General features: G+C 70.6%; 16 protein-coding genes and 1 riboswitch. Of the genes, 13 read left to right on the forward strand and 3 right to left on the reverse strand.

The window, feature by feature from the left end:
- Window positions 1-66 precede the first annotated feature (66 nt).
- The 4 genes from ACLVWQ_RS18520 to ACLVWQ_RS18535 all read left to right on the forward strand — a co-directional run bounded on the left by ACLVWQ_RS18520 (window position 67) and on the right by ACLVWQ_RS18535 (window position 4039).
- Window positions 67-690 carry a hypothetical protein gene (locus ACLVWQ_RS18520; protein ID WP_414109949.1) on the forward strand — a complete coding sequence of 208 codons (624 nt, stop codon included), beginning with the start codon at window positions 67-69 and terminating at the stop codon, window positions 688-690.
- Complete coding sequence (locus tag ACLVWQ_RS18525; RefSeq protein ID WP_414109951.1) at window positions 687-2210, forward strand: protein kinase domain-containing protein; 1524 nt, start codon at window positions 687-689, stop codon at window positions 2208-2210. Before ACLVWQ_RS18520 ends, ACLVWQ_RS18525 begins: the two co-directional genes overlap by 4 nt.
- 175 nt (window positions 2211-2385) lie before the next feature.
- Window positions 2386-3033 (forward strand): SurA N-terminal domain-containing protein, encoded by a 648-nt coding sequence (locus ACLVWQ_RS18530; protein ID WP_414109953.1) that lies wholly within the window; start codon window positions 2386-2388, stop codon window positions 3031-3033.
- Window positions 3034-3052: 19 nt separating this feature from the next.
- On the forward strand, window positions 3053-4039 hold the full coding sequence (locus ACLVWQ_RS18535; RefSeq protein ID WP_414109954.1) for a nucleoside triphosphate pyrophosphohydrolase: 987 nt from the start codon (window positions 3053-3055) through the stop codon (window positions 4037-4039).
- A gap of 125 nt (window positions 4040-4164) precedes the next feature.
- Here ACLVWQ_RS18535 and ACLVWQ_RS18540 read toward each other — a convergent pair whose 3' ends face one another.
- Window positions 4165-5418, reverse strand: a complete 1254-nt coding sequence (locus tag ACLVWQ_RS18540; protein WP_414109955.1) for a globin domain-containing protein — start codon at window positions 5416-5418, stop codon at window positions 4165-4167.
- Between the two features lie 170 nt (window positions 5419-5588).
- Between ACLVWQ_RS18540 and ACLVWQ_RS18545 the strand changes: the two genes are divergently transcribed.
- From ACLVWQ_RS18545 to ACLVWQ_RS18585, 9 genes are all read left to right on the forward strand, one after another.
- On the forward strand, window positions 5589-6884 hold the full coding sequence (locus ACLVWQ_RS18545) for a cytochrome P450 family protein (RefSeq protein ID WP_414109956.1): 1296 nt from the start codon (window positions 5589-5591) through the stop codon (window positions 6882-6884).
- Window positions 6885-7084: 200 nt separating this feature from the next.
- A complete protein-coding gene (locus tag ACLVWQ_RS18550) occupies window positions 7085-7993 on the forward strand; it encodes a transglycosylase family protein (protein ID WP_414109957.1) in 909 nt (302 codons plus the stop codon).
- A 264-nt stretch (window positions 7994-8257) separates the two neighbouring features.
- Window positions 8258-8428, forward strand: a riboswitch (cyclic di-AMP (ydaO/yuaA leader).
- 4 nt (window positions 8429-8432) lie between these two features.
- Window positions 8433-9149, forward strand: a complete 717-nt coding sequence (locus tag ACLVWQ_RS18555; RefSeq protein ID WP_414109958.1) for a transglycosylase family protein — start codon at window positions 8433-8435, stop codon at window positions 9147-9149.
- Between the two features lie 402 nt (window positions 9150-9551).
- Window positions 9552-10847 (forward strand): phosphopyruvate hydratase, encoded by a 1296-nt coding sequence (gene eno, locus ACLVWQ_RS18560; RefSeq protein ID WP_414109959.1) that lies wholly within the window; start codon window positions 9552-9554, stop codon window positions 10845-10847.
- 242 nt (window positions 10848-11089) lie between these two features.
- Window positions 11090-11566 (forward strand): FtsB family cell division protein, encoded by a 477-nt coding sequence (locus ACLVWQ_RS18565; RefSeq protein ID WP_414109960.1) that lies wholly within the window; start codon window positions 11090-11092, stop codon window positions 11564-11566.
- A 43-nt stretch (window positions 11567-11609) separates the two neighbouring features.
- Entirely contained in the window at window positions 11610-12146 is a 537-nt protein-coding gene (locus ACLVWQ_RS18570; RefSeq protein ID WP_414109961.1) for a DUF501 domain-containing protein, read from the forward strand.
- A gap of 132 nt (window positions 12147-12278) precedes the next feature.
- On the forward strand, window positions 12279-13277 hold the full coding sequence (locus ACLVWQ_RS18575; protein WP_414109962.1) for an exopolyphosphatase: 999 nt from the start codon (window positions 12279-12281) through the stop codon (window positions 13275-13277).
- Window positions 13278-13702: 425 nt separating this feature from the next.
- Window positions 13703-15088 carry an NAD(P)/FAD-dependent oxidoreductase gene (locus tag ACLVWQ_RS18580; RefSeq protein WP_414109963.1) on the forward strand — a complete coding sequence of 462 codons (1386 nt, stop codon included), beginning with the start codon at window positions 13703-13705 and terminating at the stop codon, window positions 15086-15088.
- 379 nt (window positions 15089-15467) lie between these two features.
- Window positions 15468-16757: a class I SAM-dependent methyltransferase gene (locus tag ACLVWQ_RS18585; protein ID WP_414109965.1), complete on the forward strand. Its 1290-nt coding sequence runs from the start codon at window positions 15468-15470 to the stop codon at window positions 16755-16757.
- 162 nt (window positions 16758-16919) lie between these two features.
- Here ACLVWQ_RS18585 and ACLVWQ_RS18590 read toward each other — a convergent pair whose 3' ends face one another.
- Together ACLVWQ_RS18590 and ACLVWQ_RS18595 are read right to left on the reverse strand one after the other, a co-directional pair.
- Complete coding sequence (locus ACLVWQ_RS18590) at window positions 16920-19448, reverse strand: ABC transporter permease (RefSeq protein ID WP_414109966.1); 2529 nt, start codon at window positions 19446-19448, stop codon at window positions 16920-16922.
- A gap of 414 nt (window positions 19449-19862) precedes the next feature.
- Window positions 19863-20678, reverse strand: coding sequence for an ABC transporter ATP-binding protein (locus tag ACLVWQ_RS18595; RefSeq protein WP_414110380.1), 816 nt, complete (start codon window positions 20676-20678; stop codon window positions 19863-19865).
- Between the last annotated feature and the right edge of the window lie 27 nt (window positions 20679-20705).

Consider the following 20705-nt stretch of genomic DNA (forward strand, 5'->3'; position numbering starts at 1 on the left):
TTGTCTCGTCGGCCTATACGCTCGGACTCCGTACTCGTACGTCCCATCAGGTCTCCAGGAGCAACCATGCAAGGCCACGGCCAGGCGCCGCCGGCGACGCCGCCACCCCCGACCGGGCTGCTGGTCCTGCTGCGCGTGCTCTTCGTGGTGATGTCCGTGTGCAGCTTCGGCCTGCTCGGCTGGGCGATGATGCTGCGCCTGGCGATCGTGACCCGCAAATCGCTCGACTGGGGCCTGTTCGTGGCCGTCTTCGCGGCCGAGTCCCTCGGTCTCGTCCTCATCGGCACCGAGCCCGGCGAGGAGATCCACACCCCGGGCGGCTGGACGGGCCTCGTCCTGCTCCTGGGCTCCCTCGTGCCCGCGATCGCGTACTACCTCGCCGCGGACGTCCGGCACTTCCACCACCTGCGGTACGCGCGGCCCGGATTCGCGCCGCACCAGCAGCCCTCGCCGCCCGCCTACGGCTACCCCCAGCGGTCGCCGTACGACACCACGGTGGTCCCGAACTCGCCGCTGCCGCCGATGGCCCCGACACCCCGGCCCGCCCCGCGGACCCCGCCCCCGAACTCGGCCCCGAACGCGACCCCGGCCCCGCCGCCGCAGCGCCCCGCGCCCGCCCGTATCGACCAGGTGCGCGCCGAGCTGGACGAGTTGAGCGACTATCTCCGCAGGAACGAGGACGGCAGATGACCGTGGCGTCGGGACGGGTGATCACCGGCCGCTACGAACTGTCCACGCTCATCGGTCAGGGCGGCATGGGCCAGGTGTGGACGGCGTACGACCAGCGCCTGGACCGGCGCGTCGCGGTCAAGCTGCTGCGGCCGGACAAGGTCGCGGGCCACGAGGCCGACGAACTGCGCCGCCGCTTCGTGCGCGAGTGCCGCGTCACCGCCCAGGTCGACCACCCCGGCCTGGTCACGGTCCACGACGCGGGCAGCGAGGACGAGGAGCTGTTCCTCGTCATGCAGTACGTCGACGGGGCCGACCTCTCCGACCACCTCGCCGAACACGGCCCCTACCCCTGGCAGTGGGCCGTCGCCGTCGCCGCGCAACTGTGCGCCGTGCTCTCCGCGGTGCACGCCGTGCCCATCGTCCACCGCGACCTCAAACCGCGGAACGTGATGATCAAGCAGGACGGCACGGTCACCGTCCTCGACCTCGGTGTCGCCTCCGTGATGGACACCGACACCACCCGCCTCACCCACACCGGCTCACCCATCGGGTCGCCCGCCTACATGGCCCCCGAACAGGCGATGGGCGGCGCGGTCGGCCCGTACACCGATCTGTACGCGCTCGGTGTGCTCCTGCACGAACTCCTCAGCGGGGACGTGCCGTTCTCCGGCTCCACCGCCCTCGGCGTGCTGCACCGCCACCTCTACGAGCCGCCCCTGCCGGTCCGCCGACTGCGCCCCGAGGTGCCCGAGGCCCTCGAAGCGCTCGTGCTGCGGCTGCTCGCCAAGGACCCGCAGCACCGCCCGGACTCCGCCCAGGAGACGTACGAGCAGCTGCTGCCGCTGCTCCCCGCGCGCGGCATACCCTCCGGCGGTCCCCTCGACCCCACCCGCCCCTTCCTGCGCCCGCACGCTCCCTGGCCGGACCGCGCCCGCACGCCCGCCACACAGCCACAGGCCGCGCCCACCGTCGAGAGACCCGATGTCGCGGCAGCGGTCGACGAGGTCAAGAGGCTCCTCGGCGAGGGCCGCATCACCCAGGCCGTCGACATACTCGGCCAGATCCTCCCGGCCGCCGCCGCCCAGCACGGCGAGCACTCACCGGTCGTCCGCACCCTGCGCAAGCAGTACGCGGCCACGCTGATGGACGACGGCCAGTACCGCCGCGCCCTGCCCGAACTGCGCCGCCTCGCCGACGAGCGGGCCACCGAGGCGGGCCGGGCCGACCCGCAGTCCCTGCGCTTTCGCTACGAGGCCGCCCAGTGCCTGGAACAGCTCGGCGAGCCCGCCGCCGCGCTCGGCGAGTACCGCGCGCTGCTGCCGTACTACGAGAACCAGTACGTCGCCCAGGACGCCGAACTCTCCTTCGAGGTACGCCGCCGCATCGGACATCTGCTCCTCGCCCTCGGCGACCGGGCCGCCGCCCACGACACGCTGGCCCGGCTCAAGTACGACGCCGAACGGCTGCGGGGCCCCGGCCATCCGCTGGTCTCGGAGATCGGCCGGACCCTCCACTGGCTGGGCCAGGTCCGCGGCTGACCGCGCACTCGTCGGCACTCCGACATGCGGCGTGTGGACGGATACGGCCCGGGGCGGTGCCCGAAGTCCGGGTGAATCGTTGGGTCGAATGGGTGGCCGAGAGCCGGTCCCCTGCCTACCATCGATCACCGCAAGACTTTGTGCACCGCCGCACAAGCTCCTACAGGAGGTCTCCTTGCACCGCCGCAGTCGCACCGCGTTCCTCCTCTCCGCCGCACTCGTCACCGCGGCCCCCCTCCTGACCGCCTGTGGCAGCGACGCGCATCCCGGTGCCGCAGCCGTCGTGGGCGACGACCGCATCACGGTCTCCCAGCTGGAGAACCGGGTGAACGAGGTACGGACCGCACAGCGCGCCGCCACCCAGGACGAGGCGCAGTACGAGCAGGCCATCGCCAAGTCCGGCGGCCTCACCCGCGACACCCTGCACGGCATGGTCCTGGACCGGGTGCTGCACCGGGCCGCCCAGGACGCGGACGTGACCGTCTCCCGCAAGGAGATCCAGCAGACCCGCACCGGTCTGGAGCAGCAGCTGGGCGGCGCGAAGGCGCTGGAGACGACCTGGCTCCAGAAGTACGGTGTCGCGCCCGAGCGGCTCGAAGACAACCTCCGCGTCCAGGTCGAGGCCCAGAAACTCGCCTCGGGACTGGGCACGGACACCAGCCAGCCGGCCTTCTGGAAGGCCCTGTCCGAGGCGTCCAAGAGGATGGGGGTCGACCTGAACCCCCGCTACGGTGCCTGGGACGTGGAGAAGAGCGGCCGCGTCGACGCCAAGCTGCCGTGGCTGCGCGAGGTGTCGGCGGCGGAGAGCCAACAGGCGATGTGACCGCCGTGATGTCAGTGGTGTGGGTTACGTTCGGTGTGTGAACGCATCCAGCCCCGGGCGCATCGTCCTGCTCACCACCAGCCACCGTGTCGCACCCGGACTCCTGTCCTGGCCCGCCTGGCAGGCGCTGCACGGCGCCGACCGTGTCCTGTGCGCGGACGGCGCCCACCCGCAGCTGCCGTATCTGCGCGAGGCGGGTGTCCGGGTCGACGAGGCCGCGCCCGGCGCCCAGGAGCTGGTCGACGCCTGCGCCGGCGGGCGCACCGTCGCCGTCGTCGCCACGGGTGAGGGCGAACCGCGCCTGACCGACGGGCTGTCCCGCCTGGCCGGCACGGGGCGGGTGCGGATGCCCGACCTGGAACTGCTCCCCGCGTCGTACGACCTCCCGGGCGCCCGCCTCCTGGACCTCGTCCAGGTCATGGACCGGATCCGCCTCGAATGCCCCTGGTCGTCCCAGCAGACCCACAAGGGCCTCGCCAAGTACGGCCTGGAGGAGGCGTACGAACTCGTCGAGGCCATCGAGGAGGGCGACCGGGACGAGCTGCGCGAGGAGCTCGGCGACGTACTGCTCCAGGTCGTCTTCCACTCCCGGATCGCCGAGGAGGGCAGCCCGGACGACGGGTCGGATGCCTTCTCCATCGACGACGTGGCCGCCGGCATCGTCACCAAGCTGATCCACCGCCACCCGCACGTGTTCGGTGACGAGAGCGCCTCCACGCCCGAGGAGGTCAAGGAGCACTGGCTGCGCACCAAGGCCGAGGAGAAGCAGCGGACGTCCGTCACGGAGGGCGTCCCGCTCGGTCAGCCCGGTCTCGCGCTGGCCGCCAAGCTGGCGTCCCGCGCCCACACGGCGGGCCTGGACGTCCCCCTGCCCCGCGGCGAGGGCGTCGGCTACGAACTGCTGGCGCTGGCCGTACGGGCCGAGGCGGCGGGAGTGGACCCGGAAGCGGCCCTGCGCTCGGCCGCGAGGGCCTACAGAGACGCGATAAGGGCGACCGAGACCTGACCGGCCTCCCGCGCCCCCTCAAGGGGCGCGGGGCTGTTTCGACGTGCGGCTCCGCCGCGTGGGCGGGGCCGGCCCCGACAGACCCGCAGGGAACGGCGCCGGCCCCGCACCGCCCGGCAGACCCCTCACCCCCGGGCAGCCGGATCGTGCCAGTGCGGGCGGGCCCGCCGCAGCAGCCACGCACCGGGCCCCAGCGCCCGCCCCCGGTCCTCACCGCCGCCCCCGCCGTCGTCCTCGTCGTCCTCGTCCCGGCCCGTGGCGGGGAGTTCGTCGAGGAACACCCGGCCCGGATCCGCCCCGAGACAGGGCAGCGCCGCCGAGATCTCCTCCACCAGCGCGGGCGGCCCCGCCAGATACACGTCGTGGCGCGCCCAGTTGGCCCGGTTGCCCAGCGCCGTGAGCAGCCGCTCGGTGGCCTGGGCCTTCGGGCGCCCCGGCGCGGGTGTGATCACGGTGATGTCCAGCTGGGGCAGCCGCGTGCACAACCGCGTGAACGCGGCCCGGTCGTAGAGATGGGGGAGGTCCCGGGCGACGACGAACAGCCGGGCCTCGTCGTACGGGCCGGGTTCGCACGCCAGTTGCTCCAGCAGCGCCTTCACCGGGGCCCAGCCGGTACCGGCCGAGATGAAGGTGAGGGGCCGCTCCACCGGCGTACGGAGGGTCAGCCGGCCGCCGGGACCGCCGAGCCGCAGGACGTCGCCCGCCCGGGTGTGCCGGACGAGTTCGGGGGACAGGACACCGTCCTCGACGAGGCTGACGTGCAGATCGAGGGTGTCGTCGGAGCGGGGCGCGTTGGCGACGGAGTACGGGCGCCAGACGCCGGGGACGCGCGGGCTGTTGACGCTCACGTACTGGCCCGGGAGATGGGGCAGGCGCCGGTGCGGCCGCAGGGTCAGTACGGTGAGGTCGTCCCCGTGCGGGGCGCGGCCGACGACCTCGGCGTCCCACCAGGACGGCTCGCCCTCGCTGTCCGCCTCGCGCGCGCCGTCCAGCATGGCGTCCGCGATCACTCCGTACGCCTCGCCCCAGGCCTTCTCCACCTCCACGGTCCACGCAGGACCCGACACGGCGGCGAACGCGGCGATCAGACTCTCCCCCACAGCCGTGTAGTGCTCGGGCCGCGCCAGATACTTCCGGTGGTCCCGCCCCAGGTGCCGCAGGTACTCGTGCAGCCCGGGACCTTCCAGCCGCCCCACGACGAGCGTCAGAGCGGCGAACAGGCGGTCCCGCTGGCGTTCCATGTCCTCGGGGAAGTCCAGCGGGAACAGGGCGCGGACATCGGGGTGGTGCCAGAAGAGGTGCGAGTAGAAGTACTTGAGCGCGAACTCGGCCCGCCTTTCGACGACCGCGAAACTGGTCCGGAGTATTTCGGGGTCCACGGGCGCGAATCTAGATAGCCGAAGAGCCGTACGGTCAAGGGATGGGTCATTTCCGGACGTCTGGGGTGAAGGGCCCAGGTCGGACAGGGGTGCGGCGGTCCCGGAAGGGCGACCGCGGGCCACGAGGACGCCGGTCGGGCCCGCGCCACCCCTCCCGATACCGTCGAGGAGTGACCGAAACACCCGCACAGCCGCCCGCGGCGCACCCCGCCCCCGAACTCTTCACCTGGGAGTTCGCCACCGATCCCTACCCGGCGTACGCCTGGCTGCGCGAGCACGCCCCCGTGCACCGCACGAAGCTGCCCAGCGGGGTGGAGGCCTGGCTGGTCACCCGGTACGCGGACGCCAAGCAGGCCCTGGCCGACGGCAGGCTCAGCAAGAACCCCGCGCACCACGACGAGCCCGCGCACGCCAAGGGCAAGACCGGCATCCCGGGGGAGCGCAACGCCGATCTGATGACGCATCTGCTCAACATCGACCCGCCGGACCACACCCGGCTGCGGCGGTTCGTCAGCAAGGCGTTCACCCCGCGGCGGGTGGCCGAATTCGCGCCCCGGGTCCAGGAGCTGGCGGACCAGCTGATCGACGGGTTCCTGGAGAAGGGGGAGGCCGACCTCATCCACGAGTTCGCCTTCCCGCTCCCCATCTACGCGATCTGCGACCTCCTCGGCGTCCCGCGCGAGGACCAGGACGACTTCCGCGACTGGGCCGGGATGATGATCCGGCACGGGGGAGGGCCCCGGGGCGGCGTCGCCCGGTCGGTCAAGAAGATGCGGCGCTATCTCGCCGAGCTGATCCACCGCAAGCGCGAGGAGCTCACGGAGGTGGCGGCGCCGGGCGAGGACCTCATCTCCGCGCTCATCCGGGCCTCGGACCACGGCGAGCACCTCACGGAGAACGAGGTCGCCGCGATGGCCTTCATCCTCCTGTTCGCCGGTTTCGAGACAACCGTCAACCTCATCGGCAACGGCACCTACGCCCTGCTCACCCACCCCGGGCAGCGGCGGCGGCTGGAGGCCTCCCTGGCGGCCGGCCGCACGGACCTCCTGGAGACCGGCGTGGAGGAACTGCTCCGCTACGACGGGCCCGTGGAACTGGCCACCTGGCGGTTCGCCACCGAAGCGCTCAGCATCGGCGGCCAGGACATCGCCCCCGGCGACCCCGTGCTCGTCGTGCTCGCGGCGGCCGACCGGGACCCCGAACGGTTCGAGGACCCGGACACCCTCGACCTCTCCCGCCGTGACAACCAACACCTCGGTTACGGCCACGGCATCCACTACTGCCTGGGCGCGCCGCTCGCCCGACTGGAGGGCCAGACCGCGCTGAACACCTTGCTGACGCGCCTCCCCGACCTTCAACTCGCGGGAGATTCGGCCGATTTGAGGTGGCGTGGCGGGCTCATCATGCGGGGATTGCGCACGCTTCCAGTGGAGTTCACCCCGGTTGCGAAGTCTGGCCCCAGGTAGCACCGACGCCGACGGAAGGTGAGGCTCCGTCAACTTTGTGATCTTCACGTTATCTGCGCTGCATCGACTTGTGACAAGAGTTCGAGTGCCTATACGTTCACCCATCAATGCGGCAGGTCTCACCCGTCGCAGCAGCCACGAGCACGGCTTTCCGCCGTGCCCCCGTGCGCATTCCTTGCTGTCACGCGAAAGGCAATCGCATGCTCTCCGGGAACGGCCGTCATCGTCGCCCCCGCCAGGCTCCGGCACTCATCGTCGCCGCGGGTGTGGCCGGATCGGCCATCGCGATCCCCCTGCTCGGCGCGACCGGTGCGAGTGCCGCCAGCGGCACGACCTGGGACGCGGTCGCCGAATGCGAGAGCGGCGGCTCGTGGAGCGCCGACCAGGGCAACGGACGCTTCGGCGGCCTCCAGATGACCCAGGAGACCTGGGAGTCGCACGGCGGCCTCGACTACGCGCCGAGCGCCGACCAGGCCAGCCGCTCGCAGCAGATAGCCGTCGCCGAGAAGGTCCTCGCGGACGAGGGCACCAGCGCCTGGCTGACGTGCGGTCTGGTGGCGGGTCTGACGCAGGACTCCGACTCCGCCGACGTCGACACGGGCCTCGCGGAGGGCACCGGCGACGCGTCGTCCGACTCGGCCGGCTCGTCCGGCTCGAAGGGGGACGACGGCGCGAAGTCCGACGACACGGACTCCGGCTCGGACTCCGCGGACGACTCCGGCTCGGGCTCGCACGGTCTGGACGGCTCGGCCGGCGGCGGCACGTCGAAGAGTGACGACTCGGGCAAGTCGACCCCGAAGGCCGAGGCTTCGGCCGAGGCGGAGGACGAGAGCGCCTCGGGCCGTCACCGCGGCACCGCCGACGAGGTCGACACCGCGCCCCGCGCGGACGACTACGCCGGCCGGCACGCCTCGCGCAGCGACAGCGCCTCGCGCGTCCTGGCCGACGAGGGCTTCTACGCGATCCGTTCCGGCGACAGCCTCTCGAGCATCGCCGACTCCCTCGGTGTCGAGGGCGGATGGAGCGAGCTCTACGCCGACAACAAGGACAGCATCGGCGCCGACCCGGACTTCATCATTCCCGGTCAGCGCATCGTCGTCGACAGCTGAACGGTGTCCGGCGCGCGTACCGGCCCCATGGCGGGCGGGCGCCGGGCGAGCGGCGAGCAAGTGGTGATCAAGCTGCCGAATCGGGCGAAAATCAGCGGTAGTTCGCGTTGAATGTCCGATTTGGCGAAGTGAGAGATGGATCTCAACGACCCTGATCGTCTTTGAAATTCGGCGGACCCCGTGTCTACGGTCGTGACCGCTCGCCATTGGTGAGCCCCGACGGTCGCACGCCGAATCCTGCCAACGGCCGTACGGGAACAGTCGTCGCGTAAAGCGCCGTAGGCAGGAGCGGGGGACCCAAGGTAAGTGCCGGACCCGGTCGTCGAGACCGGGCACGGCTTGGGGTTAAGCCGCGTGACAGCAGTGTCGCGCGGCCGGGCAACTCACTCGGCCCGAACCCGACAGCTCACCTCGCAGGCGTCGGTGAGGGGATCACTTCATGCTGCTTTCGAGCAAGGGCAAGCACCGTCGCCCGTCCAAGGCCGGCCGCATCGCCACGCTGGCCGGTGTCACCACCGCCGCCGTCGCCGTCCCGCTGATGGGCGCCTCGGGGGCCTCCGCCGCCTCCACCTCCGAGTGGGACACCGTCGCCCAGTGCGAGTCCGGCGGCAACTGGTCGATCAACACCGGCAACGGCTACTACGGCGGCCTGCAGTTCTCGTCCTCCACCTGGGCCGCGTACGGGGGCAACTCGTACGCCTCCACCGCCGACCAGGCCTCCAAGTCCCAGCAGATAGCCGTCGCCGAGAAGGTTCTCGCGAGCCAGGGCAAGGGTGCCTGGCCGAGCTGTGGCGTGGGCCTGTCCGGCGCCTCGACCGGTGGCGGCTCGGCTCCCTCGGACTCCGGCTCCTCGGACTCGGGCAGCTCCTCCGGCCAGAGCACCGCGCCGTCGCAGCAGCAGAACACGCAGCCCTCCGAGGAGCGTGCCTCGCGTTCCCAGGACCGCCCGGCGGCGAAGAAGACCGTCGAGACCCCGACCGGCAAGAAGGTCGAGAAGGGTGACGGCGAGTACAAGGTCGTCAAGGGGGACACCCTCAGCGAGATCGCCGAGAAGGAGAACGTCAAGGGCGGCTGGCAGAAGCTGTTCAAGCTGAACGACGACATCGTCGACGACGCCGACTTCATCTTCCCGGGCCAGCAGCTGCACCTCAGCTGACACCCGGCGGTCGCGTCACGTCACGTGGTGCCGGTCGAGGCCCTGGCCGCTCAGCCTCGGCCGGCAGGTCGGAGCGCGTCTTCGCCTCCGGTCCGCATCCGACTCGTGACTGAACCACAGGGCGCTCATATCCGTGTCCTTCATAGTGGAGGTCCGTGAGGGCCACCCCCGTCCCCCACGGGCCCCCGCTCCGGTGCGTCATCCCCCGTACGCGCCGGAGCGGGTTTTTTCGGTCCCGTCTTTGTTCCGTTCGGAAACAATTTCCTCTCGGTTCCAGCCAGGAGACGGTCAGGGGGCGGACGATCCCCGGCAGCCGGTTAGGCTCATCCCGCGGGCCCACCACAGGTCTGCGCCCAACCGGGCCTTCGGCCCGGCGTAGCTCGCGTCACATCCCAGAAGGAGATGCTCGTGCCGTCCATCGACGTCGTCGTAGCCCGGGAAATCCTGGACTCCCGAGGCAACCCCACGGTCGAGGTCGAGGTCGGCCTCGACGACGGCAGCACGGGTCGTGCCGCCGTTCCGTCCGGCGCCTCCACCGGTGCCTTCGAGGCCGTTGAGCTCCGTGACGGAGACCCCAACCGCTACCTCGGCAAGGGTGTCGAGAAGGCCGTCCTCGCCGTCATCGAGCAGATCGGCCCGGAGCTCGTCGGCTACGACGCCACCGAGCAGCGCCTCATCGACCAGGCGATGATCGACCTGGACGCCACCGACAACAAGGGCTCGCTCGGCGCCAACGCCATCCTCGGCGTATCGCTCGCCGTCGCCCACGCCGCCTCCGAGGCGTCGGACCTGCCCCTCTTCCGCTACCTGGGCGGACCGAACGCGCACCTGCTGCCGGTCCCGATGATGAACATCCTCAACGGTGGGTCGCACGCCGACTCCAACGTCGACATCCAGGAGTTCATGATCGCCCCGATCGGCGCGGAGTCCTTCTCCGAGGCCGTGCGCTGGGGCGCCGAGGTCTACCACACCCTCAAGAAGGTCCTGAAGAGCCGCGGCCTGTCCACCGGCCTCGGCGACGAGGGCGGCTTCGCCCCGAACCTCGACTCCAACCGCGCGGCCCTCGACCTCATCGTCGAGGCCATCAAGGAAGCCGGCTACACCCCCGGCGAGCAGGTCGCCCTCGCGCTGGACGTCGCCGCGTCCGAGTTCTACAAGGACGGCAAGTACGAGTTCGAGGGCAAGTCCCGCTCGGCCGCCGAGATGACCGAGTACTACGAGGAGCTCGTCGCCTCGTACCCGCTGGTCTCCATCGAGGACCCGCTGTACGAGGACGACTGGGCCGGCTGGAACGTCATCACCGAGAAGCTGGGCGACAAGGTCCAGATCGTCGGCGACGACCTCTTCGTCACCAACCCCGAGCGCCTCGCCCGCGGCATCGACGAGGGTTCCGCGAACGCCCTGCTCGTCAAGGTCAACCAGATCGGTTCGCTGACCGAGACCCTGGACGCCGTCGAGATGGCGCAGCGCAACGGCTTCAAGTGCATGATGTCCCACCGCTCCGGCGAGACCGAGGACGTCACCATCGCGGACCTCGCGGTCGCCGTGAACTGCGGCCAGATCAAGACCGGCGCCCCGGCCCGCTCGGACCGCGTCGCCAAGTACAACCAGCTGCTGCGCATCGAGGAGATCCTCGACGACGCGGCGGTGTACGCGGGCCGCAGCGCGTTCCCGCGGTTTCGCTCTGCGAACCAGTAGGCACAGCGCTCTGCGAACCAGTAGGCACAGCGCTCTGCGAACCAGTAGGCACGGCGCTCCGCGAACCAGTAGGCACAGCGCTCCGTGAACCAGTTGGCACAGCAAGGGCTGACATTCGTTTGAGCAGGGCTGACACCCTGTGAAGGAAGCGTCGTACGTACGTCCCCGTACCCGGTCCCGTACCGTGTGCGGGGACGTACGTACGTGAGGGCCCGGCTAGACCGGCTCGGGGAGGCGGGACCATGGCTGTGAAGGACCGGGACCGGTTCTCCACCGCGACCAGGATCAAGCTGCTCGGTGAGCAGACGGCGGCCCGTGTCTACCGCTCCCAGACCAAGCGGCAGGCCCGCCGTTCGCGGCTGACCGGCCGGGCCGCACTCCTCGCCCTGGTCCTGTGCTCGCTCGTGCTGGCTCTCGCCTATCCCATAAGGCAGTACGTCTCCCAGCGGGCCGAGGTCGCCGATCTGCAGCACCGGCGCGAGCAGGCCCGCGCGCGGGTCGAGGAGCTGCGCGACCTGAAGGCGCGGTGGCAGGACGACGCGTACGCCGAGCAGCGCATCCGGGAGCGGCTGCACTATGTGATGCCGGGCGAGACCGGCTACATCGTGATCGACCCCGACGCGGCGAAGAAGACACGTACGGACCGCACGGCGGCCGACCGGGCCTGGTACGCCAACGTCTGGGACGGGGTCGACAAGGCCGACGCCGCCGACCGGTGAACCGTCCCACCCACGACCGACGAGAAAGACACAGACCCAAGGCATGGAAACGCCCCCGCCGCCCACTCCCCGCACCGAGCCGACCGACGCTGACGTCGAGGCTTTCAAACAGCAGCTCGGGCGGCCGCCGCGCGGGCTGCGCGCGATCGCGCACCGCTGTCCGTGCGGTCAGCCGGATGTCGTCGAGACGGCTCCGCGCCTTCCCGACGGCACGCCGTTCCCGACGACGTACTACCTGACGTGCCCGCGTGCGGCCTCCGCGATCGGCACGCTGGAGGCGAACGGCGTCATGAAGGAGATGACGGAACGTCTCGCCACGGACCCCGAGCTGGCCGAGGCGTACCGGGCCGCCCATGAGGACTACATCGCCCGCCGTGACTCCATCGACGTGCTCGAAGGCTTCCCGAGCGCGGGCGGGATGCCGGACCGGGTGAAGTGCCTGCACGTCCTGGTGGCGCACTCCCTGGCGGCGGGTCCGGGGGTGAACCCGCTCGGCGACGAGGCGATCGCGATGCTTCCGGAGTGGTGGCGCAAGGGCGCGTGTGTGGTGCCGGGCGTGGATGCGCCCGTGGGTCTCTAGGGGCGCGGGGGACCGCGCAAGGGGGGATCGGGGGCGGAGCCCCCGAGGTGGGGACGGGAATGGGTAGGGGCGGCGGGGGCGAGAAAGCGCCTGGGGGCGGCCTCCCTGAACGATCGCAAGGAGACCACTGTCATGACTCGCGTCGCCGCCGTCGACTGCGGTACCAACTCGATCCGCCTGCTCGTGGCGGACGTGAACCCGAGCACGGGCGAACTCGTGGACCTGGACCGCCGGATGACGATCGTCCGGCTCGGCCAGGGCGTGGACCGCACGGGCCGCCTCGCCCCAGAGGCCCTGGAACGGACCTTCGCGGCCTGCCGCGAGTACGCCGAGGCCATCAAGGAGCACGGCGCCGAACGCACCCGCTTTGTGGCGACCTCGGCCTCCCGCGACGCCGAGAACCGGGACGACTTCGTCCGCGGTGTCCTCGACATCCTGGGGGTGGAGCCCGAGGTCGTCTCCGGCGAGCAGGAGGCCGAGTTCTCGTTCATGGGCGCCACGAAGGAGCTGACGGGCCGCGACGACCTCGCCAGGCCCTTCCTGGTGGTGGACATCGGCGGCGGCTCCACGGAGTTCGTCGTGGGCGACGACCACGTGCGGGCCGCCCGCTCGGTGGACATCGGCTGCGTACGGATGACGGAACGGCACCTCGTCCGGGACGGCGTGGCCGGCGACCCGCCGACCGAGGAGCAGGTGCGGGCGATCCGTGCCGACATCGAGGCGGCTCTCGACCTGGCCGAGGAGACCGTGCCGCTGCGTGCGGCGGGCACGCTCGTCGGACTGGCCGGATCGGTCACCACCGTCTCGGCGATCGCCCAGGGCCTCCTGGAGTACGACTCCGCCGCCATCCACCACTCCCGGGTCTCCTACGACCGCGTCCGCGAGATCACCGAGCGGCTGCTCACCGCCACGCACGCCGAGCGCGCGGCGATCCCCGCGATGCACCCGGGCCGCGTCGACGTCATCGGCGCCGGCGCCCTGGTGCTCCTCGCGATCATGGAGCGGACCGGCGCCCGGGAGGTCGTGGTGAGCGAGCACGACATCCTGGACGGGATCGCGTGGAAGGCCGCGGAAGAAGCAGTCGCGGCAGAGGCAGAGGCAGAGGCAGCGGAAGCCGAGCGAGCTCGCTGAACCGCGGCCTCGACTGAGCAGGTCGGCTGCCGTATGAGCGCCCTTCGCGGGCCTCGGGAGGGTCTGGAAACGGCCTCGCGCGCACCCCGGCGGAAAACTTCGTGAAGTTCTTCACAAGAGAATCGGCCCTGTTGAGGGAGGTTTTTGTCCTTCCGGGTCCGTCCGGGGGCTCGGAGGGGTCCCGGACATGATCAACAGGCTGTTTCGAGGGTGCTTCGTTCGTGTGAAGAAGGGGGTCGGTCCAGTGGCTCCGCGGGGCCGGAGTGGCAGCTCAGGCGGCATTGACAACGGGTCGCGCGGTGCGCTGGTTCCCTCATTGGATCATGACCTGGATCACGTGGGCGGGGCAGTGTAACAGAGGGCGGGTAGGAGCTTGTGAAGGGGCGCACGAGCTACCCCCCTGAGGCGGGTGGATACTCGATGGCATGAGCACCACGGAGCGTCCCAGGATCCTCGTAGTAGGCGGTGGGTACGTAGGCCTGTACGCAGCTCGGCGCATCCTCAAGAAGATGCGCTACGGCGAGGCGACCGTCACGGTCGTCGACCCCCGGTCGTACATGACCTACCAGCCCTTCCTCCCCGAAGCAGCCGCCGGCAGCATTTCGCCTCGGCACGTCGTCGTCCCGCTGCGACGCGTGCTGCCCAAGGCGGAAGTCCTCACCGGCCGGGTCACCACCATCGACCAGGACCGCAAGGTCGCCACCGTCGCGCCCCTCGTGGGTGAGGCGTACGAGCTGCCCTTCGACTACCTCGTCATCGCGATGGGCGCGGTCTCCCGCACCTTCCCGATCCCCGGCCTCGCCGAGCAGGGCATCGGCATGAAGGGCATCGAGGAGGCCATCGGCCTGCGCAACCACGTCCTCGAGCAGCTCGACAAGGCCGACTCCACGACCGACGAGGATGTCCGCCGCAAGGCGCTGACCTTCGTCTTCGTCGGCGGTGGCTTCGCGGGTGCGGAGACCATCGGCGAGGTCGAGGACATGGCCAGGGACGCGTCGAAGTACTACAACAACGTCTCCCGCGAGGACATGCGCTTCGTCCTCGTCGACGCCGCGGACAAGATCCTTCCCGAGGTCGGCCCCAAGCTCGGCCTGTACGGCAAGGAGCACCTCGAAGGACGTGGGGTCGAGGTCTACCTCTCCACCTCCATGGACTCCTGCGTCGACGGCCACGTGGTCCTGAAGAACGGCCTGGAGGTCGACTCCAGCACGATCGTGTGGACGGCCGGCGTCAAGCCCAACCCGGTGCTCTCCCGCTTCGGTCTGCCGCTCGGCCCCCGTGGTCACGTGGACACCCGGACCACCCTCCAGGTGCAGGGCGCGGACTACATCTGGGCCGCCGGCGACAACGCCCAGGTCCCGGACCTCGTCGGCCGCAAGGCCGGCAACGAGAACGCCTGGTGCCCGCCGAACGCCCAGCACGCGCTGCGTCAGGCGCGGGTCCTCGGCGACAACGTCATCTCCGGTATGCGGGGCTTCCCGCAGAAGGAGTACAGCCACGCCAACAAGGGTGCGGTCGCCGGTCTCGGCCTGCACAAGGGCGTCGCGATGATCGTCATGGGCAAGATGAAGATCAAGGTCAAGGGCCGGCTGGCCTGGTACATGCACCGTGGCTACCACGGTCTGGCCATGCCCACCTGGAACCGGAAGATCCGGGTCTTCGCCGACTGGACGCTGGCCGTGTTCCTCAAGCGTGAGGTCGTCTCCCTCGGCGCGATGGAGACCCCGCGCGAGGAGTTCTACGAGGCGGCGAAGCCGGCGCCCGCTCCGGCCGCCGTCGCCAAGACGGAGGAGAAGGCCAAGGCCTCCTGACCCTCGGTCACGGCCTGTCCGCCCGCTCCGCCTGTTCTGTTCGCTCTGCCTGAAGGGCCTTCCGCCATCCGTGGTGCGGGGGGCCCTTTTTGGCGTTTGCTTTTGTCCCCGCCGCCCTTACCCTTCCCGTCACTGCTCGCGGGTCGCGCCCCCGGACCCCGCTCCTCGAACGTCCGTCCCGCGTTTGAGGACGAGGCCGTTCGGGCCGATATGGGATCTGGGGCGTAGCCCTCAGAAACGGGACGCCGACCTCTCGGATTACGTGGTGGCTGCATGTATTTTGCTGAGACATGACATTTCAGCGGGACTGCGCCGTGGGTTCGTCGGTGTTTACGTGGTGTTGGAGTTTGTGGGATCTCTCGTCACGGAGGTGTGCGCCATGCAGGACGCGGCGCTTCGGCTCAAAGGGCTGATGGAACAGCTGCTGGGAGCCCCGATCCCGGTACGGATCCGGGCCTGGGACGGTTCGGAAGCGGGACCGCCGGGCACCCCGGTGCTCGTCGTACGGAACCGGCGGGCCCTGCGCCGACTTCTGTGGAAGCCGGGCGAGTTGGGCCTGGCACGGGCCTGGGTCTCCGGTGACCTCACGGTCGACGGGGACCTCTACGCCGCGCTGGACGCGGTAGCGGAGATGGTCTGGGAGCGCGGCGAGGACGCCAGGACCCTGGGCGAGGCCCTACGGGATCCCGACGTACGGGCCGGGGTGCTCGGGCTCGTCCGGATGGCCGGGTCGCTCCTGCCGCCCGCCCCGCCCCGCGAGGAGGTGCGCAGACACCCCCATCTGCACACCAAGCGCAGCGACCGGCAGGCGATCAGCCACCACTACGACGTCGGCAACGACTTCTACGAGATGGTCCTCGGCCCGTCCATGGTCTACTCCTGCGCCTACTGGGAGTCCCCGGACGGCACCCTGGAGGACGCCCAGCGCGACAAGCTCGGACTCATCGCCCGCAAGCTGGACCTGAAGCCGGGGATGCGGCTGCTCGACGTCGGCTGCGGCTGGGGCTCGATGGCCATCCACGCGGCCCGCGAGCACGGGGTGAGCGTCGTCGGCGTGACGCTGTCCCAGGAGCAGGCCGCGTACGCCCGTAAGCGCGTCGCGGAAGAAGGGCTCACCGACCGGGTCGAGATCCGCGTCCAGGACTACCGGGACGTCGTCGACGGGCCGTACGACGCGATCTCCTCCATCGGGATGGCCGAGCACGTCGGCAGCGAACGGTATCTGGAGTACGCGCGCGATCTGTTCGCCCTCCTGAAGCCGGGCGGCCGGCTCCTGAACCACCAGATCGGTCGCCGGCCGTGGCGCGACGAAGCGGCCTACGAGATCGACGAGTTCATCGACGCGTACGTCTTCCCCGACGGGGAGCTCGCGCCGATCGGCGATACCGTGGGGCAGTTGGAGAGCGCCGGGTTCGAGGTCCGTGACGTCGAGTCCATCCGGGAGCACTACGCGCTCACGCTGCGCCGCTGGGTGGCCAACCTGGAGGCGCAGTGGCCGAGCGCCGTCCGCCTCACCAGCCCCGGACGGGCCCGCGTCTGGCGGCTCTACATGGCCGCCTCGGCGCTGGCCTTCGAGCGCAACCGCATCGGCGTCAACCAGGTACTGGCGGTGCGGACGCCCGGGGGCGGGGCCTCGGGGATGCCTCTGCGGGCTCGGACCTGGAACTGACCGGATCTGATCCGACTTGTCCTGATCTGATCTGAACGGTCAGGGTGGCTGAGGCTTGGTCGAGTGGTTCCGGCCGGTTACGCGAATGGGCCCCGTTCCTGGTGGAACGGGGCCCATCGCGTGGGGAACCACATCGGGTGAGGGACTACATCGGGTGGCGGGCTACTCCGACTTGATCGCCGACAGCATGTTCAGACGCGCCGCCCGCCGGGCAGGCCACAGCGCCGCCAGGATGCCGACCAGCGCCGCCAGGACCAGGAAGACCGCCATCCGGTCCCACGGCAGCACCAGCTCGTACGTCGGCATGCCGCCTGACGCCAGCTCACCGACGGCCCAGCCGAAGAACACGCCGAGGCCCACGCCGAGCACCCCGCCGAACAGCGAGATGACCAGGGACTCCAGCCGGACCATCCGCTTGATCCCCTTGCGGTCCAGGCCGATCGCGCGGAGCATGCCGATCTCCTGCGAACGCTCGAAGACGGACATGGCGAGGGTGTTGATGACACCGAGGACCGCGACGACGACAGCCATCGCCAGCAGCCCGTACAGCATGTTCAGCATCAGCGTGAACAGCTTCGCGATGTCGTTGGAGACGTCCTGCTTGTCCTGGACCTTGACGGCCGGGTTGTCGCCGAGCGCCTTCTCCAGCCTGTCCTTGGCCGCGTCGGACGGGCCGCCGGAGGTCTTCAGCAGGACCTGCGCGTCGCCCGGGTCCACCTGGTTCCGGGCGAGGGTTCCGACGTCGACCAGGATGCCCCTGACCAGATCGTTGCCCTCGTAGACACCGGAGACCGTCAGCTGGTGCTTCTTGCCGTCCTCGTACGACACCGAGAACGTCGAACCGGCCTTCCAGCCGTGGTCCTCGGCGGTGTCCTCGTCCACGGCCGCCCGGGTGCTGCTCACCTTGAAGGAGCCGTCGGTGACCGACAGATCGGTCAGGTCGCCGAACGCGGAACCCTTCACACCGGTCACGTAGTCGGTCTCGCCCTCGATGCGGGCGGGGGCGTCGCGCATGGGGCTGATGGCGGTGACGCCGTCGGTCCCGGCGAGCTTCTTCTCCACGTCAGGCGAGAGGTTGTTGAAGTTCGCCATCGAGACCACGTAGTCCGCCTTCAGCGAGGACGTGGCCATCTTGTCGATCCCCTTCTGGAAGCTGCCCGCGATCACCGTCATACCGGTGATCAGGGTCAGGCCGATCATCAGGGCGGACGCGGTGGCCGCGGTGCGGCGGGGGTTGCGTACGGAGTTCTGGCGGGCCAGCTTGCCCGAGACGCCGAAGATGCGCAGGACCGGGGCGGCGCTCGCGATCAGCGGGCGGGAGAGCAGCGGCGTGAGGATGAAGACGCCGATGATCAGCAGGACCGCGCCCAAGCCCATCGGGGCCTGGCCGTCCTTGCTGCTCATCGTCGTGGCGGCGAGGACGACGGCGACGCCCGCCGCCGCGAACAGCGCGCCGAGGGTGTTGCGCAGCACCAGCGACTTGGTGGTCGCCTGGGCGTGCACGCTGCTCATCGCCGCGACGGGGGAGATCTTCGCGGCGCGGCGGCCCGGGAGCCAGGCGGCCAGCATCGTGATCAGGATGCCGACGGCGAACGACGTGCCGACCGTGCCCGGGGTGACGACCAGGGGGCCGGCCGGGACCGCGGCGTCCAGCGTGCCCATGAGGGCGCGCAGGCCCGCGCCGATGCCGATGCCGGCGAGCAGGCCGGTGACGGCGGCGACCGCGCCGACCAGGAAGGCTTCGAGGAGCACCGAGCGGGTGACCTGCCTGCGGGAGGCGCCGACGGCGCGCAGCAGGGCGAGTTCCTTGGTGCGCTGGGCGACCAGCATGGTGAAGGTGTTGGCGATGATGAACGTGCCGACGAACAGGGCGATGCCGGCGAAGACCAGCAGGCCGGTCTTGAGGCCGGACATCTCCGCCTCGATCATGGCGGCCTGCTCGTCGGCGAGTTCCTGGCCGGTCGTGGTGAAGGTGGTGTCCGCGGGGAGGACCTTTTCGAGGTTCGCCCGGAGGGTGGCCTGGGTGGTGCCCGGGGCCGCCTTCACGTCGATCTCGTCGTACGCGCCGGTCCGGTGGAAGAGGTGTTGTGCGGTGGGTGTGTCGAAGACGGCGAGGCTGCCGCCGGCGGCGACGTTGCCGTCGTTCGTGGTGAAGATCGCGGCGATGGTGGGGGTGAGGACCGGGCCGTCGATGGAGAGCCGTACGGTGTCGCCGACGTTGTAGCCGGCGCGCCTGGCCGTCTCGGCGTCGATGGCCACCTCGTCGGGGCCGGACGGGGCCTTGCCGCTCTCGAGGGGGTAACGGGGGTCCTTGTCGCCCCAGTAGTTGCCGCCCTGCGACTGGAAGCCGCCGCCGACCAGCTTGCCGTCCCTGTCCGCGATGGCGGTGAAGCCGCTGATCACGCCGATGGCGGACTCGGCGCCTGGGGCCTTGGCGGCCTTCTCCAGCTGCGCCTGGGTCAGTTCGGGGTCCTCGCCGAACTCGTCGGTCTCCTCTTCGGAGAATGTCGGCTGGACGGCGACGTCGACCTGGTCGAAGCCCTTCGACGAACTCTTCTGGTACGCGTCCGAGATGGTGTTGGTGAAGACCAGGGTGCCGGAGACGAACGCCACGCCCAGCATCACGGCGAGCACGGTCATCAGGAGCCTGGCCTTGTGCGCTAGCACGTTGCGCAGGGCGGTTCGGAGCATTGTCTTCTCAGTCCAGGTGGAGTGGGTGGCGGGCGAGGGTGGGGGGATGGCGAGGGCGAAGGGTGAGGGCGAGGGGTGGGGCGCGCGTGTGTCGGGGCGGGGGCGGGCCGGGGGGTGTCCGTCCTCGGTCCGGCGCGGAATCGGGGGCCTTCAGAACGTGCGGCGGTCGACGCGCCGTCCGCTGCGGGCGGACACCCCCCGACCCGCCCCCTCGCGCCCGTCGCCGGCTGCGGACCGCGTCCCCTCGGGCGCGAGACTGCCTGCGGACCGTGCCCCGTCGGGTTCGAGAGGGTCTGCGGGCCCGGTGCCCTCGGGGTGGCGCGAGTCGCGCCCCGTAAGGGGCGCGGGGAACTGCGCGCTCAGCCCCCTGCGGCCCGCAGGTGTGTGCCGGGCTTCCGAGGCCGGCGGCGTCGCCTAACTCGTGCGGCCCTTGGAGTCGAACTGCTTCATGCGGTCCAGGACCGCGTCCGCCGTCGGGGTGAGGACCTCGTCCACCAGGCGGCCGTCGGCCAGGAAGATCACGCGGTCCGCGTACGCCGCGGCCACCGGGTCGTGGGTGACCATGACGACGGTCTGCCCCATCTCCCGTACGGAGTTGCGGAGGAAGCCCAGTACCTCCGCACCCGAGCGCGAGTCCAGGTTTCCGGTGGGCTCGTCGCCGAAGATGATGTCCGGGCGGGACGCCAGCGCACGCGCCACCGCGACGCGCTGCTGCTGGCCGCCGGAGAGTTCGGACGGGCGGTGGGAGAGCCGGTCGGCCAGGCCCACCATCTGGATCACCCTGTTCAGCCACTCCTTGTCCGGCTTGCGGCCGGCGATGTCCATCGGGAGGGTGATGTTCTCCAGGGCGGTGAGGGTCGGCAGGAGGTTGAACGCCTGGAAGATGAAGCCGATCTTGTCGCGGCGCAACTTGGTGAGCTGCTTGTCCTTGAGGGAGCCGAGTTCAATCTCGCCGATGCGGACCGAGCCGGAGGAGAAGGTGTCGAGGCCCGCGACGCAGTGCATCAGCGTGGACTTGCCGGAGCCGGAGGGGCCCATGATCGCGGTGAACTCGGCCTGCCGGAAGTCGACGGAGACATGGTCCAGAGCAACCACCTGTGTCTCCCCCTGTCCGTAGACCTTCGACAGATCCGTGGCACGGGCGGCCACGGCGGTGGTCCGGTCAGCGAAGGTGGTGGTCACGGGAGGGTGCTCCTTGTCGGTACGACGACGAGTGGACGACAGTCCCATCGTCGACGCCGAGCCCCGCGGTGTAGT

The organism is Streptomyces sp. CWNU-52B, assembly GCF_047444975.1.
Lineage (GTDB): Bacteria > Actinomycetota > Actinomycetes > Streptomycetales > Streptomycetaceae > Streptomyces.